Annotated in this window: 14 protein-coding genes; 8 read left to right on the plus strand and 6 right to left on the minus strand. The window is 63.9% G+C overall.

The features are described from left to right. Positions 1–32 precede the first annotated feature (32 nt). A complete protein-coding gene (locus AACH87_RS17135) occupies positions 33–1,568 on the minus strand; it encodes an aldehyde dehydrogenase family protein (protein WP_338795712.1) in 1,536 nt (511 codons plus the stop codon). Between the two features lie 295 nt (positions 1,569–1,863). On the opposite strand from AACH87_RS17135, the gene AACH87_RS17140 reads away from it, so the two are divergent. Beyond that, entirely contained in the window at positions 1,864–2,763 is a 900-nt protein-coding gene (locus tag AACH87_RS17140; protein ID WP_338795713.1) for a LysR family transcriptional regulator, read from the plus strand. A 162-nt stretch (positions 2,764–2,925) separates the two neighbouring features. Here the strand turns inward: AACH87_RS17140 and AACH87_RS17145 are convergent, their stop codons facing one another. The 4 genes from AACH87_RS17145 to AACH87_RS17160 all read right to left on the minus strand — a co-directional run bounded on the left by AACH87_RS17145 (position 2,926) and on the right by AACH87_RS17160 (position 6,548). Continuing rightward, the gene (locus AACH87_RS17145) at positions 2,926–3,258 is read right to left on the minus strand and encodes a YnfA family protein (protein ID WP_338795714.1); all 333 of its coding nucleotides are present in this window, start codon (positions 3,256–3,258) and stop codon (positions 2,926–2,928) included. Between the two features lie 490 nt (positions 3,259–3,748). Then, on the minus strand, positions 3,749–4,381 hold the full coding sequence (locus tag AACH87_RS17150) for a DUF2625 domain-containing protein (protein ID WP_338795715.1): 633 nt from the start codon (positions 4,379–4,381) through the stop codon (positions 3,749–3,751). A 171-nt stretch (positions 4,382–4,552) separates the two neighbouring features. Beyond that, positions 4,553–5,368, minus strand: coding sequence for an EAL domain-containing protein (locus AACH87_RS17155; RefSeq protein WP_338795716.1), 816 nt, complete (start codon positions 5,366–5,368; stop codon positions 4,553–4,555). Between the two features lie 334 nt (positions 5,369–5,702). Further along, the gene (locus tag AACH87_RS17160; RefSeq protein WP_338795718.1) at positions 5,703–6,548 is read right to left on the minus strand and encodes an IclR family transcriptional regulator; all 846 of its coding nucleotides are present in this window, start codon (positions 6,546–6,548) and stop codon (positions 5,703–5,705) included. 285 nt (positions 6,549–6,833) lie between these two features. On the opposite strand from AACH87_RS17160, the gene AACH87_RS17165 reads away from it, so the two are divergent. The 7 genes from AACH87_RS17165 to AACH87_RS17195 are packed head-to-tail and all read left to right on the plus strand — an operon-like array spanning position 6,834 to position 13,582. After that, positions 6,834–7,943 carry an ABC transporter ATP-binding protein gene (locus AACH87_RS17165; RefSeq protein ID WP_338795719.1) on the plus strand — a complete coding sequence of 370 codons (1,110 nt, stop codon included), beginning with the start codon at positions 6,834–6,836 and terminating at the stop codon, positions 7,941–7,943. Continuing rightward, positions 7,940–8,812, plus strand: a complete 873-nt coding sequence (locus AACH87_RS17170; RefSeq protein ID WP_338795720.1) for an ABC transporter permease — start codon at positions 7,940–7,942, stop codon at positions 8,810–8,812. Before AACH87_RS17165 ends, AACH87_RS17170 begins: the two co-directional genes overlap by 4 nt. 4 nt (positions 8,813–8,816) lie before the next feature. Beyond that, complete coding sequence (locus AACH87_RS17175) at positions 8,817–9,611, plus strand: ABC transporter permease (protein WP_338795722.1); 795 nt, start codon at positions 8,817–8,819, stop codon at positions 9,609–9,611. A gap of 15 nt (positions 9,612–9,626) precedes the next feature. Next, on the plus strand, positions 9,627–9,923 hold the full coding sequence (locus tag AACH87_RS17180) for a (2Fe-2S)-binding protein (RefSeq protein ID WP_338795723.1): 297 nt from the start codon (positions 9,627–9,629) through the stop codon (positions 9,921–9,923). Beyond that, positions 9,920–11,308, plus strand: coding sequence for an NAD(P)/FAD-dependent oxidoreductase (locus AACH87_RS17185; protein ID WP_338795724.1), 1,389 nt, complete (start codon positions 9,920–9,922; stop codon positions 11,306–11,308). The genes AACH87_RS17180 and AACH87_RS17185 overlap by 4 nt, the downstream gene beginning before the upstream one ends. Next, a complete protein-coding gene (locus AACH87_RS17190; RefSeq protein ID WP_338795725.1) occupies positions 11,305–12,462 on the plus strand; it encodes an FAD-dependent oxidoreductase in 1,158 nt (385 codons plus the stop codon). Before AACH87_RS17185 ends, AACH87_RS17190 begins: the two co-directional genes overlap by 4 nt. A 49-nt stretch (positions 12,463–12,511) precedes the next feature. Continuing rightward, complete coding sequence (locus tag AACH87_RS17195; RefSeq protein ID WP_338795726.1) at positions 12,512–13,582, plus strand: ABC transporter substrate-binding protein; 1,071 nt, start codon at positions 12,512–12,514, stop codon at positions 13,580–13,582. A 202-nt stretch (positions 13,583–13,784) separates the two neighbouring features. Here the strand turns inward: AACH87_RS17195 and AACH87_RS17200 are convergent, their stop codons facing one another. Next, positions 13,785–14,510: a plastocyanin gene (locus tag AACH87_RS17200; protein ID WP_338795727.1), complete on the minus strand. Its 726-nt coding sequence runs from the start codon at positions 14,508–14,510 to the stop codon at positions 13,785–13,787.

Genomic DNA, 14,510 nt, shown 5'->3' on the forward strand with positions numbered 1-14,510 from the left:
GCTGGCGACGAAAGGTGGCTCTGGAATGCGGCTTAAACGTCGAATTTGACGCCTTGTGCCAGGGGCAACGCGGTCGAATAGTTCACCGTGTTGGTCGCGCGGCGCATGTAGGCCTTCCAGCTGTCAGAACCCGCCTCGCGGCCACCGCCGGTTTCCTTCTCGCCACCAAACGCACCGCCAATCTCGGCACCGCTGGGGCCAATGTTGACGTTGGCAATGCCGCAGTCCGAGCCTGAGGCCGACACGAACTGCTCGGCCTCACGCATGTTCAGCGTGAAGATGGACGACGACAGGCCTGCGCCCACGGCGTTGTTCATGGCAATGGCTTCGTCCAGTGTGCTGTAGCGGGTGACGTACAGGATGGGCGCAAAGGTTTCATGCAGCGCGGGGCCTTCGTGCTTTGCCAGTTCCACCAGCGCGGGGCGCACGTAGTACGCATCGGGGCCGCCCAGGCCTTCCACGCGGGCACCGCCGTGCACCTTGGCACCCAGCGCGCGGCTTTGCTCCAGCGCCTTTTGCATGCCGTCAAACGCCATGCGGTCAATCAGCGGGCCTACCAGCGTGCCATCGGTGCGCGGGTCGCCCACCTGCACGTTGCCGTACACCTTGATGAGCTGGGGCACGAGCTGGTCGTACACGCTTTCATGCACAAACAGGCGGCGCAGCGTGGTGCAGCGCTGGCCTGCTGTTCCCATGGCCGCAAAGGCAATGCCGCGCAGGGCCAGGTCCAGGTCTGCAGAAGGTGCAACGATGGCAGCGTTGTTGCCACCCAGCTCCAGAATGGCACGGGCAAAGCGGGCTGCCAGGCGCGGGCCCACGGCGCGGCCCATGGCGGTGGAGCCGGTGGCCGACAGAACGGGCACGCGGGCGTCGTCCACCAGCACCTCGCCAATGTCGCGCTGGCCGATGATCAGCTCCAGCAGGCCCGCGGGTGCATCCGATCCAAAGCGAGCCAGTGCGCGCTGGGCAATGGCGTGCGTGGCCAAGGCCGTGAGCGGGGTCTTTTCAGACGGCTTCCACACCACCGGGTCGCCACACACCACAGCCAGCGCGGCGTTCCACGACCATACGGCCACCGGGAAGTTGAAGGCCGAGATGACGCCGCACACACCCAGCGGGTGCCAAGTTTCCATCATGCGGTGACCAGCGCGCTCGGTGGCAATCGTCAGGCCGTACAGCTGGCGCGACAGGCCCACGGCAAAGTCGCAGATGTCGATCATCTCCTGCACCTCGCCTAGGCCTTCGGACGGGATCTTGCCCGCTTCCAAGGTCACCAGGCGGCCTAGGTCGACCTTGGCGGCGCGCAGCTCTTCGCCCAGCAGGCGAATCAACTCGCCCCGGCGTGGCGCGGGTACATTGCGCCACGCCGCAAACGCCGCGTGGGCACGGCCAATGGCTTCGCGGGCCTGTGCAGGCGTGTGCTGAGGCACATGGGCCACCACTTCGCCCGTGAGGGGGGAGCGCACAGCCAAGTCGCCCCCCTGGTAGGCAGAGGCGGGCACGCCCAGGCGCTGCAGCAGGGCATGGACTTCAGGAACAACGCTGGAAGCAATGGAGGTGTCAGACATAGACGGTGTAGGAGGTTCGATTCAGAAAATACGCGGCGCCCCGGCATGGCCGGTGATGCGCCGAGATGGGCATTTCAGCAGCAAGGATGGTGCCACTATCCATGCGCCACGGCCCCCTGCATAGCAAAAGTTTGGAACGACTTCATACCATTTCAGAATGAAGTAACGCACAATGCCTAGCAAATGCAGGAGTGGCCAGCGCTTGTTCAAAAAGCGCTGACTCTGCATTAAGGGCACAAGGGCTGCAAAGCCGCTCATTCCCTCTACGCATCAATCGCCCACTTTTTGTGCAGCCATGTTCCGCAAGACCTTCCTGCCCCCCATCGCTGACCTGCTGGCCTTTGAAGCGGCAGCGCGCCACACCAGCATCTCGCGCGCCGCGCAGGAGCTGCACCTGACGCAAAGCGCGGTGTCGCGCCAGATCCGGCAACTGGAGGAGCAACTGGGCATGGCCCTGTTTCACCGCGTGCGCCAGCGCATCGTGCTCACCGATGCAGGCCGGGTGTATGCGGCCGATGTGCGCGCCGCGTTGCAGCAGCTCTCGGCCAGCACACAAAAGGCCATGGCGTTTTCGCATGCCGAAGGGCTGCTCAACCTGGCCGTTCTGCCCACGCTGGGCACGCGCTGGCTCATACCGCGCCTGAGCCGCTTCATGGCCCAGCACCCACAGATCACGGTGAACTTTTCAGCCCGCACCGAGCCGTTCGAGTTTGCGGGCACCCCTTTTGACGCGGCCATTCACTTTGGCGCACCCACCTGGCCCGGAGCGGTGTGCGAATTTTTGATGCGCGAAGAGGTCGTGCCAGTCGCCAGCCCCGCCTACCGCGATCAGCACCAGATCCACACGGCGCAAGACCTGGCGCGCGTGGTGCTGCTGCAGCAAAGCACCCGCCCGACCCAGTGGGCCGAATGGTTTGAGCATGTGGGCGCACCCACCACCATGGCACTGCGCGGCCCGCGTTCGGAACATTTCGCCATGATTGCGCAGGCTGCCGTGTCAAACCTTGGCGCTGCGCTGCTGCCGCGCTTTCTGATCGAGCAGGAACTGGCCGCCGGAACCCTGGTGGAGCTGCTGCCCGACACCGTGACCAGCCCCGATGCCTACTACCTTGTCTACCCCGAAGCTCGCGCCCAGACGCCCCTGGTCAAGGCGTTCAGAGACTGGCTGGTGTCCGAGTGCCAGCACATGGAATAAGAGCAGCTCACAAAACTCTTCTGGCGTCGTTGCCGCGTCTTGTCGTACTACGCGTACTGCCTGCGACGCAGCGCCTAGCCAGAACCGCTACGCTGAGTTTTGTGAGCCGCTCTCAGCCACCCCAAGTCATTAGCCTCCGCGTGATCCCGATCCCACGCAGCCTCAGCCCACCCGGCGGCCCAGCATGATGATGGTCATGCCCAGCAGGCTCACAGCCACACCCACCCAGTCCGTCATGCTGGGCCTGACTTTGTCCACCAGCATCAGCCACACCATGGCCACAGAGATGTACACGCCGCCATAGGCCGCATACACCCGACCCGAAGCAGTGGGATGCAAAGTGAGCAGCCAGGCAAACGCCGCAAGACAGGCCGCGGCGGGTAACAGCAGCCAAGCAGATTTGCCCTGGCGCAGCCAGAGGTAGGGCAGATAGCAGCCCACGATTTCTGCCAGTGCCGTGGCCACAAACAGCCCGAAGGTTTTGAGGAAGTCCATGGGCGGGGATTGTCGTTGCAGATATGCAAGCCACTGTTCCTGGCCAACAAAGTCTGAGACAGCGCGAAGGTCCGCTTTAGGCTCACGCGCGACGCGTCCGCGAATGTATGCTTCGGCCCCTGAGCAGTCCTTGCCCAATTTGGGGATGCGAGGCCTGATTAAAGTCGAGCTGCGAAACGTGAGGATGCCTCGCTCAATCCCATGTTTTCTGCCGCCAGCTGGAGTTCCGCCCAAAAGGCTGGAGGGGAATGGCAAAGGTTACCGAGGAACTCTGCTTCTTCCAGCGCTAACTCGAGTTCGTTATGACTTAGAAACTCATCAAGCTGACGAAGAGCGTCTAACCCCTCATTGGGGAGTGGAGACGGAAGGTGACCCTTACTCGCAATCAGGTGCCAAGACGTGATTGCCCAAGAAGACCTCGTATCTTGGCTCCCCATTGTTGCCACCTCCATTGACTGATGGCCGCATCCTGCCACACCGAGCTACTTCCTCACTGCCTCGATGCGGTGTTGAAAGCATACTGCTCGTCCACAGGAATCGGCCGTCTAGAACTGGTCTGTGCCGACCCCTGCTGACTCCACAAGAACGGGTAGAAGTTGAAGCACTGGTCTCCAGGTAGATTCCCGACATCGTCTTCCCAGCCAGACCATCGCATTCCAGCGTAGAAGGTGTGGAGCTTCTTGGTGAATGCCCACTGCGTGAATGCCGCATGGCCGACCCCTAAGTTTTCCCATTCCAGCGTGTCAGGCGCGAGGTAGTACACCAAACCGAGGTCGTCACCGAATGCTCCGCCGTTTAGCGCGAAAAAACCACCAACAACATCGTCAGCCACAAGACAAAACCCGTTAGACCTCCCGGTGTTCCACATCGCTATGTTGCGGGTTAGCTTTGGATGCCCAGAGCCGAGCATTCTGAGCCATCCTCCGTCCACTAGGATGCCGCCCGTCCCATAGGCGATGGCCCCAAGGACCGACCGAGTGGTCACTTGCAACTCAACGAGAACATCACCGCAGTTCGGGGAAGGAGGCAGTATCTCGACCGAGAGTTCAGCATTTGCAGCCCAGTCCTTAACCAAGGGCAAAGCTGGCTCGACGACTTCCAAAAGCTCATCTAATAAACGCAATTTTCCCCCTCGATGTCAGGTTCTGGCACGACCTTCCGCCCTACAGGGGGAAGGTCTGGTGCTGCCCGATAGTACGCGTTCGCTGTAGATCCATGGGAGGGCAACCGCTGGATAGTGACCGTTACCACCAGCTTATGTGTCTCAGACTCAATTACTCGTGAACCACAACCGTCACTCAAGAGCGATAAGCGCCCCTCGGTTCAACGGTGCAATAGCCCGGAAGGCAGGCCGCGCAAACAGATACCCCTGCATCAAGCGGATGCCGCAGTCCGCCACAAAATCCCGCTCCGCAGGCGTCTCAATGCCTTCGGCAATCACGGTGATTCCCATCTCTTCGCACAGCCGCGCCAGGTTTCGCACGATGGCCTGCCGGGGGCGGCTGGTGTCCACATGGCGCACCAGATCCATGTCGATCTTCACGATGTCGGGCTGAAAATCTGACAGCAGCTTGAGCCCCGCAAAACCCGCCCCGAAGTCGTCGATGGCTGTCTTGAAGCCGCAGCGCTTGTACTCCCGCAGGATCTGGGCAAACCAGGGGCCATCTTCAATGCGCTCGCCCTCGGTCACCTCAAAGATGATGCGGTCCAGCGGAAAGCCGTGCACCCGGGCAGCCTCCAGCGTGGTGCGAATGCACAGCTCGGGTTTGTAGATGGCGTTGGGCAGAAAGTTGATGGACAGGTGCTCGGCCATGCCCAACTCCTTGGCCCCCTTGATGGCCTTGACCCGGCACGCCTGATCGAACCGGTAGCGGTTGAGTTCATTGACCTGCGCCAGCACATGGGCCGCGCTCTCCCCCTGCGGTCCGCGCACCAGTGCTTCATGGGCAAACACCTGGTGCGTGTGCACATCCACAATGGGCTGGTAGGCAAACTCAAAGGCAAAGCCCACGCGCTCGGCATTGCCACAGGCATCGCAATCGGCACGGGTGCCCGCCAAGGGCTCAAAACCGATGGGGAATGAAGGGTTGGCAAGCACGGGTGGGTTCATAGGGCACCTGAAAATCTGCACCTGTCGCGCAGCGCGAACGCGAAGCCGGACAGGCACTCCAACAGCTTCAAGGAAATGTGACTGATTGTGCATCGATAGCAACCCCTCATGGCGGGCCTGCTTTCACACCTGTGCAGATGCAGCAGATGGCACTAGCAACAAGACACTATGGATGACTGTGCTGCGAAGTCCAACAAGAAAAGTGCCTGTATCGCTCACTAAACAAGCGCAAGCAGCTATCAAAAGAGAAGCAAATCCACGCCGCGTTCTCGCATGTGGACGCTTCACATGGCAGGCCTCCGCCCATCACTGCAGGCACAAGGCCACCGTGACCTCACTCCACGTTCGCACCAATGGCCACCCCTTGCGCCCCACCCGCCAAGCTCTGCGCAGGCCGACGCAGCGTTGCATCAAACGGGTTGATCTTCGGCCCCACCGATGCTGCCTCGCGCTTGAGCAGTTCGACCACGGTGGGCAGCCGGTCTTCGTTGAGGCGTGCAGAGATGGTGCCCACGCTCAGGGCCGCCACGGCGCGGCCTTCGCGGTCGCAGATAGGCACGGCCACACCGGCCATGCCTTCGAGCAAGCCAGTGTTGCGGCCCGCGTAGCCCAGCTGGCGCACGCGTTCGATTTCGGTGCGCAGGTACACCTCATCGAACACGCCGTACTCCCGCACACGGGAGAGGTTGAAACGGATCACCTCTTCGCGTTCAGACTCGGGCAAAAACGCCAGGATGGCCAGCGCCCCCTGCCCCACGCCAAGCGCCACCCGGCCACCAATGTCGCCCGTGAAAGAGCGGATAGGAAACGGCCCCTCGGCACGGTCCAGACACACCGCGTCAAAGCCGCTGCGCACCAATAAAAAGATGCTGTCCCCCAGGCTGGCGCACAGGCGCAGCAGCACCGGGCGGCACAGGGTGCGCAGGTCGCCAGGGTTGCCCGCTTTGGCCGCCAGGGCGAAGAAATCCATGCTCAGCCGGTAGAGCTTGCTGCGCTCGTCCTGCTCCACCATGCCTTCAGCCACCAGAGACTGCAGCAAACGGTGCGTGGTGCCCTGCGTCAGACCCACGGCGCGCGCCAATTGGGTGACTCGCCCCCCTTCTGCCTGCACCGCAGACAGTGCCCGGATGACGGCGAAGACGCGGGGTACGCCCCCGGTGGCTGTGGATGCTGCTTCCATACATCGCTCCCATGGAATGTGGTGTTCTTTCTGAAGGCATCATATTCCATTGATCGGAATAAATTTAAGAAAAATTCTGATTAATGGAATACCCGAAGAAAGTTGGTTTGTTTATTGCAATAGAGTGAACTGAACTCGCTGTTTCCGTCCAATCCTTCAGACAGCTCGCACCATAGCAGTGCAACAAGAGACTTCTGAATCTGGTGGACGGCCTTGCAAACCAACCAGCCAGCGCAGGCACTGGGCGTCAACCCAGACTTGAGCAGGCACGAAAGGGCGTTCGCCATGTCGTTTCTCAAGCTCACGGACGTGACCAAGTTCTATGGCAGCACCTGCGCGGTGCAGTCCATGAACCTCACGGTGCAAAAGGGTGAATTTGTGTCGTTGCTGGGCCCCTCGGGCTGCGGCAAGACGACCACGCTGCAAATGGTGGCGGGGTTTGAGGCCGTGACCAGCGGGCGCATCGAGCTCGATGGCAAGGACATCACCCACGCCAAGGCCAACACGCGCGGGCTGGGCATCGTGTTCCAGAGCTATGCGCTCTTCCCGCACATGACGGTGGCGGCCAACGTGAGCTTTGGGCTGGAAATGCGCAAGGTGCCCAAGGCCGAGCGCGCCGAGCGCGTGGCCCAGGCCCTGGCCTTGGTGCACCTGGAAAAGCACGCCACGCGCTACCCCCGCGAGCTGTCCGGCGGCCAGCGCCAGCGGGTGGCCCTGGCCCGTGCGCTGGTGATTGAGCCACCCGTGCTGCTGCTGGACGAGCCCCTGTCCAACCTCGACGCCAAGCTGCGCGAGGAGATGCAGTTCGAGCTGCGGCAGATTCAGCGCAAGGTGGGCACCACCACCATCATGGTCACACACGACCAGAGCGAGGCCATGTCCATCAGCGACCGCGTGGTGGTGATGGAAGCAGGCCGCGCCACACAGATTGACCACCCGCACCGCGTGTACGAGCATCCGCGCACGCGCTTCATCTCCACCTTTGTGGGCAAGGCCAACCTGCTGCCAGGCAAGGTGACGCATGCCAGCGGCACCCACACGCATGTGGCTGTGGGCGGGCTGGAGGTGGAAGTCAACGGCCCCCGTTTTCGGCCCGGTGCCGCGGTGCTGCTGAGTGTGCGGCCCGAAAAGCTGCAACTGGTGCCTTCGGTACAAGGCAGGCTGGATGGAGAGGTGTGCGAGCGCTTCTTTCTGGGCAGCCAATGGCTTTATCGCATTGGCACCGCTGCAGGCGACCTGATGGCACTCACCCCCAACGATGGCCGCACCGCACTGGCCGAGGGTGAACGCACAGGCGTGGACTGGCCCGACCACTGCATGCGCCTGCTGCCCGCTGACGAGACCGCACTGGCCGAGCTGGAGGCCGAGGAAGCCAGCGCCGAGGTCACGTCATGAACGCGTCTTCCACCCCGCTGATGCGGCGAGCGCTGCCCTGGTGGCTGTCCGGCCCCGCGCTGCTGCTGTTCACGGTGCTGCTGCTGGTGCCGCTGGCACTCACGGCGGTGCTGTCGTTCAATGCCTTTGACCCGGCCACCGGAGTGAAGGCGGGCGAGTTCACGCTGGAGCATTACGCCCATGTGTTCACCGATTCGTACTACCACGCCATCTTCTGGCGCACGTTCTGGATTGCGGGCCTGGTCACACTGATCTGCGTGCTGATTGGCGCGCCCGAGGCCTACATCCTGAGCCGTATGGGCAACCCGTGGCGCTCCATCTTGCTGCTGGTGGTACTGGCGCCGCTGCTGGTGTCCGTAGTGGTGCGCGCCTTTGGCTGGAGCATGCTGCTGGGGCCGGAAGGGCTGGTCAACGGCCTGTTCGGGCTGATGGGTTTTGGGCCCGTGAAGATGCTCTACACCGAGATCGCAGTAGTCATCGCCCTGGTGCATGTGATGCTGCCCTTCATGGTGATTCCCGTGTGGACCTCGCTGCAAAAGCTGGACCCTGGCGTGGAAAACGCGGCCCTGTCGCTACAGGCCAGCCCCTTCACCACGCTGCGGCGCATTGTGTTGCCGCAGGTGCTGCCGGGCATATTGTCGGGCAGCCTGATCGTGTTTGGGCTGGCGGCCAGCTCGTTCGCCATTCCCGGCCTGCTGGGCGGGCGGCGGCTGAAGATGGTGGCCACGGTGGTGTACGACGAGTACCTGCACGAGCTGAACTGGCCCCTGGGCGCAGCGATTGCGCTGACGTTGCTGGTAGCGAATCTCGTGGTCATGCTGAGCTACAACCGGCTGGTTGAGGGCCGGTACAAGAAAGCGTTGGGCTGAAGTTATGCAGAAGAACGGACCTTTGGCCCTCGCGTTCAACGCGCTGGTCATCACCTTCATGCTCGCCCCGCTGCTGGTGGTGTGCATCGTGGCGTTCACGCCGCACAACACGCTGACGCTGCCCACCACCGAGTTCTCACTGCGCTGGTTCAAAGCGGTGTTTGAGCACCCGGACTTTGTGCAGTCGTTCTGGAACAGCCTGTGGCTGGCGCTGGCATCGGCCACGCTGGCCACGGTGCTGGCCGTGCCTGCGGGCATTGCCATCACACGCTACGACTTTGCGGGGCGCGGCTTTTTGAATGGACTGTTCCTGTCACCGCTGATCATTCCGCACCTGGTGCTGGGCGTGGCCCTGCTGCGCCTGTTTGCGCTGCTGGGCGGCACGGGCAGCTTTGGCTGGCTGGTGTTTGCGCATGCGCTCATCGTCACACCCTACACGCTGCGGCTGGTGGTGGCGGCCCTGGTGGGCTTTGACCGCAGTGCCGAGCACGCCGCCCTGTCGCTGGGTGCGAGCCAGGCCACGGTGTTTACACGCATCACTCTGCCAATGATCCTGCCCGGCGTCACAGGCGGGTGGATGCTGGCCTTCATCAACAGCTTTGACGAAGTGACCATGTCGATCTTTGTCACCTCGCCCAGCACCGTGACGCTGCCGGTGCGCATGTACATGTACGCCACCGAATCCATTGACCCGCTGATGGCAGCGGTGTCTGCGTTGATGGTGGGCCTGACCGCCTTCGCCATGGTGCTGCTGGACCGCGTGTATGGGCTGGACCGCGTTTTGGTGGGCAAGAAGTAAATGGGCACGACCTCCATGACTGTGAATACCGCCCTGCTCCACCGCGTGGCAGAAAAAGACCGCGCACCCGTGCCCTTCATGCTCGATGGCGAACCCGCCACCGCACTCGAAGGCGACACGGTGCTGACGGCCATCCTCACCCATCGCGCCCAGTTGCGCCGCAACGAGTTCAGCCATGAGCCGCGTGCAGGCTTTTGCCTGATGGGCGCGTGCCAGGACTGCTGGGTGATGACCGCCACGGGCGAACGCCTGCGGTCTTGCGCCACCTTCATCCAGGCAGGCATGCAGCTGACCACCGGAGCGCCCGCATGACCGGCCCCACCTTGCAACCCGTGATCGTGGGCGCAGGCCCTGCGGGCATTCGCGCTGCGCAAACCCTGGTGGCGCATGGCGTGCGGCCCGTGGTGATTGACGAGGCCGCGCGCGGTGGCGGACAAATCTACCGCCGCCCGCCTGCCCACTTTGCCCGCAGCGCACAAACGCTGTACGGCACCGAGGCAGCACGCGCCACGGCGCTGCACAGCACCTTTGACAGCTTGAGCGCGCACATCGACTACCAACCCGACAGCCTGGTGTGGAACGCCCAGGGTGGCGTGCTGGATGCGCTGCACGGTACCACGCAAACCACGCGCACGGTGCCCTACCAGCAGCTCATCGTCGCCAGCGGCGCAACCGACCGTGTGCTGCCCATACCGGGCTGGACGCTGCCCGGCGTGTACACGCTGGGTGGTGCGCAGGTGGCACTCAAGTTTCAGGGCTGCACCATTGGCCGCAATGTGGTGCTGATGGGCACTGGGCCACTGCTCTACCTGGTGGCCTACCAATATGCCAAGGCGGGCACAACGGTCGCTGCGGTGCTGGACACCGCCCGCTTTGCCGACCAGTTGGCTGCACTGCCCGGCATGCTCACCCAGCCTGCCGTGCTGGGCAAGGGCCTGTACTACGTGGCCTGGCTGCGCGCGCATGGTGTGGCCGTGCACACCGGCGTGCGGCCGGTGCGCGTGGAAGGTGACACCCGAGTGAACGCCGTGGTGTGGAGCGATGGTCAGGCCGAGCACACCGTGCCCTGCGATGCCGTGGGCTTTGGCTACGCCCTGCGGTCCGAAACCCAGCTGGCCGACCTGCTGGGCTGCCGCTTTGCCTGGGCACCCATGCACCGCGCCCACCTGCCCGAGCGCGACAGCGCAGGCCGCACCAGCGTGGCAGGCGTGTACTTGGCGGGCGATGGCGCGGGCATCATGGGTGCGGATGCGGCAGAGTGGGCGGGCGAGCGCGCCGCACTGGCGCTGCTGGCCGACCATGGCGTGAAGGTCGAAGCGGCACGCGCCGCCGAGCTGGAACGCAAGCTCACGAATCTGATGCCGTTCCGCCAAGGGCTGGAACGCGCCTTCCCCTTCCCCACCGACTGGGCTGCCCACGCACCCGATGCGCTGGTGGTGTGCCGCTGCGAGAACATCACAGCCGGCGAGCTGCGCGCCTGCGCCCGCGATGCAGGTGCCGACGAGATGAACCGCCTCAAAGCCCTGACCCGCGTGGGCATGGGCCGCTGCCAGGGCCGCATGTGCGGTGTGGCGGCGGCAGAAATCCTGGCCCAGGCCACGGGCAAGCCCATCGACCAAGTGGGTCGGCTGCGCGGGCAAGCCCCCATCAAGCCCATTCCCATCCACCTGCAAGCCCAGGCGGAGGCTGCCGAATGACGACCACCCGAACCATCAACACCGACGTTGCCATTGTGGGCGGCGGCATCATGGGCGCGTCCGCCGCGCTGGCGCTGCGCCGCAAGGGCGTGAGCGTGGTGCTGCTGGAGCGCGATCTGTGCGGCTCCCGCTCCAGCGGCGTGAACTATGGCGGCGTGCGCCGCCAGGGCCGCCCGGTGAGCCAACTGCCGCTGGCGCAGCGCGCCCACCAAGTGTGGGCCGACCTGCCCGCGCTGATTGGCACCGATGGCGAATACCAACGCAGCGGGCACTTCAAGATTGGCCGCAGCGAGGCCGACATGGCCGCGCTGGAGGCCTACGCCGACCTGAGCCGCGACTTTGATCTGGGCATACAGCTCATCTCTGGCACCACGCTGCGCGAGCGCTGCCCGTGGCTGGGCGGGCGCGCCGTGGGTGGATCGCTGTGCCCCGATGACGGCCAGGCCAACCCGCGCCTGGTGTCGCCCGCCTTTGCACTGGCTGCACGGCGTGCGGGGGCGCATATTCTGGAACGCACACCGATGACCTCGGTAGAGCACGACGGCAAGCGCTTTACCGTGCGCTCGGGCACCGCCGTGGCTGTGCGTGCGCCCGTGCTCATCAACTGCGCAGGCGCGTGGGCTGGTGCGCTGGCCGCGCAGTTTGGCGAGGCCGTGCCCATCCACTCCGGTCACCCGGCTATGGCGGTGACCGAGCCCCTGCCCTTTTTCATGCACTGGAGCCTGGGCGTGGAGGGCGGAGGGATCTACTGCCGCCAGGTGGCACGCGGCAACCTGGTGATGGGCGGCGGGTCCGGCGTGGCGCTGGATGCCGACCGCGCCCGATCAGAACGCAGCGCCATCGCCACCCTGGCCGTGCAGGCGGTGGAGCTGCTGCCCGCGCTAAAAAACGCGCACTTCATCCGCACCTGGAGCGGCACCGAGGGCTACCTGCCCGACCGCCAGCCCGTGCTGGGCAAAAGCAGCACCACGCCTGGCCTGATCCACGGCTTTGGCTTTGCGGGCGCTGGCTTTCAGATTGGCCCTGGCGTGGGCGAAGTGCTGGCCGAGCTGGCCCGCGATGGCCGCAGCACCACGCCGATTGAGGCATTTGCGATTGAGCGATTTCTACCAACGACGGTGGCTGAAGTGGCCAGCACTGCCGCTGCCCACTGAACCCCGTAGCCACCGGCCCCACATCACCCCCACCAGAAAGGAAACTACCATGACCTTCTCCTCTCGCATCACCAGCCGCACCCGCCGCGCCCTTGTGGCCGCCGCCGCACTGGCCACCATGGTCGCCGCAGGCAGCGCCAGCGCGCAGACCAAAACGCTGTACATCGGCATGAACGGCGGCACCATGGAGAAGGCGTACACGCAGTACGTGTTCCCCGCGTTTGAAAAGCTGCACGGCGTGAAGGTGGTGGTGGTGCCCGGTACGTCTTCGGACATCCTGGCCAAGGCCCAGGCCAACAAGGACAAGCCGCAGATGCACGTCATGTTTCTGGACGACGGAATCATGGTGCGTGCCATGGGCATGGGCCTGTGCGAAAAGCAAAAGCCCAACCCGCATCTGAACGACATCTTTCCCGCGGCCCGTTTCAAGGATGACCTGGCCAGCGGCGTGAGCCTGGGCATGACCGGCATTGCCTACAACACCAAGATGTTTGCCGAAAAGGGCTGGCCAGCGCCCACCTCGTGGATGGACTTTGCGGACCCCAAGTTCAAGGGCAAGGTGGTGTTCCAGTCCATGCCCTCCTCATCGTTCGGGCTGCATGGCTTCTTGATGTTCAACCGCATTCAGGGCGGCAACGACAAGAACGTGGAACCCGGCTTCAACAACTGGGCCAAGACCATTGGCCCGAATGTGCTGGAGTACATCCCCAGCTCGGCCAAGATTTCAGAGATGGTGCAGACAGGCGAGGCGGCCATGTTCCCCCTCACGCCCACGGCGGTGGCCGCACTCAAGTCCAAGGGCATTCCGGTCGAATACGCGCAGCCCAAGGAAGGCTCGGTGGTGCTGCTGACGGCCCAGTGCGTGATTGCCAAGAACAGCGAGCCCGAGCTGGCCCAGAAACTGGCGGAGTTCCTGCTGAGCCCGCTGGCCCAGGCCAATGTGCTGCAGTTTGGCGCGCAGATCCCCACCAACCCCAAGGCCCCCGTGGTGGGCGAAGGGGCTGAGCAGGTTGCCAAGATCAATCAGTGGATGAAGAACGCGGTCACGCTGGACTGGGACAGCATCAACGCCAACCGCCCAGCCTGGAATACACGCTGGAACAAGACGATTGAGCGTTAAGAGCCGCAAACACAACCCTCTGGCGTCGTTGTTTCGTCTTGGCCTACCTGCTGTACTGCCTGCTGTACTGCCTGCGAGGGAACGCCTGGCCAGGGCCGCTTCGCTGGGTTGTGTCAGCCGCTCCAAGGCGTCGATAGTGAAGGCAGGCGGTGGGCAGGGCACCCCGCCTGTTCACAGCCTGACGAAACGCGGCTCAGGCGTCTTAGTAATGCATGTGCGGGGCCGCTCCCCCGCTGCTCCCGGCAGGGACTGAGGGTGCCGCTGGCGCAGGGCGGCGCGGGCGTGGCACCACGCTCAGCTGCATGGTCTCCAGCACTGGAGTGGGTTGCACTTGCAGGGATTTGCGGGGCAGGTCCACCAGTTGCTCGGCATGCCATACACGCAGCTGCGCAGCACCGTCGGGCACAGCGGCAAACCGGGCAATGCCGTTCTCATCGGTCTTCAGCGTCCAGCCCGAATCCGTCACGAACACGTGGCCGCGCATGGAGCCGTGCAGATGGCAGCCCAGCAACACCACGCCCGGGTGCTGCAGGGTCACGTCAGCCGTCTGGGCGGGCTGGCCATCCTGCTTGCCTGCCAGTCGCATCTCGAAGCCTTCGTTGGTGACTGCAGTTGCTTGCCCCGCTGCAGCCACTGGCGTGCCACGCACATGGTGGTCCCAACGGTCCTGGTTGGTAAAGCGGATGCGGGTGCCGGGGGCCACCACGGTCAGTGCGGGCACAAAGCGCATGCGCTCTTGTTCGATGGTGGGCGCAGCCTGCAACAGGCTGCCCGCGGGAGCGGCACCCGCAGCGGGGTACAGCACCACCACGGCATCGGGCACGGGTTTGCCATCGCGGTCCAGCACTTGAATCTGAACATTTCCGGCGCTAGCGCTTATAGAGAAAGCGTAAGCAGCTATGAATAATGCAGCAAATGAGGTTTTCAT

Source organism: Acidovorax sp. DW039, from assembly GCF_037101375.1.
GTDB lineage: Bacteria > Pseudomonadota > Gammaproteobacteria > Burkholderiales > Burkholderiaceae_C > Acidovorax.

What these genes read in the sequence shown, in the direction of transcription:
- AACH87_RS17135 (WP_338795712.1), bottom strand. Translation starts at nt 1,568, where the DNA reads ATGTCTGACACCTCCATTGCTTCCAGCGTTGTTCCTGAAGTCCATGCC.
- AACH87_RS17140 (WP_338795713.1), top strand. Translation starts at nt 1,864, where the DNA reads ATGTTCCGCAAGACCTTCCTGCCCCCCATCGCTGACCTGCTGGCCTTT.
- AACH87_RS17145 (WP_338795714.1), bottom strand. Translation starts at nt 3,258, where the DNA reads ATGGACTTCCTCAAAACCTTCGGGCTGTTTGTGGCCACGGCACTGGCA.
- AACH87_RS17155 (WP_338795716.1), bottom strand. Translation starts at nt 5,368, where the DNA reads ATGAACCCACCCGTGCTTGCCAACCCTTCATTCCCCATCGGTTTTGAG.
- AACH87_RS17160 (WP_338795718.1), bottom strand. Translation starts at nt 6,548, where the DNA reads ATGGAAGCAGCATCCACAGCCACCGGGGGCGTACCCCGCGTCTTCGCC.
- AACH87_RS17165 (WP_338795719.1), top strand. Translation starts at nt 6,834, where the DNA reads ATGTCGTTTCTCAAGCTCACGGACGTGACCAAGTTCTATGGCAGCACC.
- AACH87_RS17170 (WP_338795720.1), top strand. Translation starts at nt 7,940, where the DNA reads ATGAACGCGTCTTCCACCCCGCTGATGCGGCGAGCGCTGCCCTGGTGG.
- AACH87_RS17175 (WP_338795722.1), top strand. Translation starts at nt 8,817, where the DNA reads ATGCAGAAGAACGGACCTTTGGCCCTCGCGTTCAACGCGCTGGTCATC.
- AACH87_RS17180 (WP_338795723.1), top strand. Translation starts at nt 9,627, where the DNA reads ATGACTGTGAATACCGCCCTGCTCCACCGCGTGGCAGAAAAAGACCGC.
- AACH87_RS17185 (WP_338795724.1), top strand. Translation starts at nt 9,920, where the DNA reads ATGACCGGCCCCACCTTGCAACCCGTGATCGTGGGCGCAGGCCCTGCG.
- AACH87_RS17190 (WP_338795725.1), top strand. Translation starts at nt 11,305, where the DNA reads ATGACGACCACCCGAACCATCAACACCGACGTTGCCATTGTGGGCGGC.
- AACH87_RS17195 (WP_338795726.1), top strand. Translation starts at nt 12,512, where the DNA reads ATGACCTTCTCCTCTCGCATCACCAGCCGCACCCGCCGCGCCCTTGTG.
- AACH87_RS17200 (WP_338795727.1), bottom strand. Translation starts at nt 14,510, where the DNA reads ATGAAAACCTCATTTGCTGCATTATTCATAGCTGCTTACGCTTTCTCT.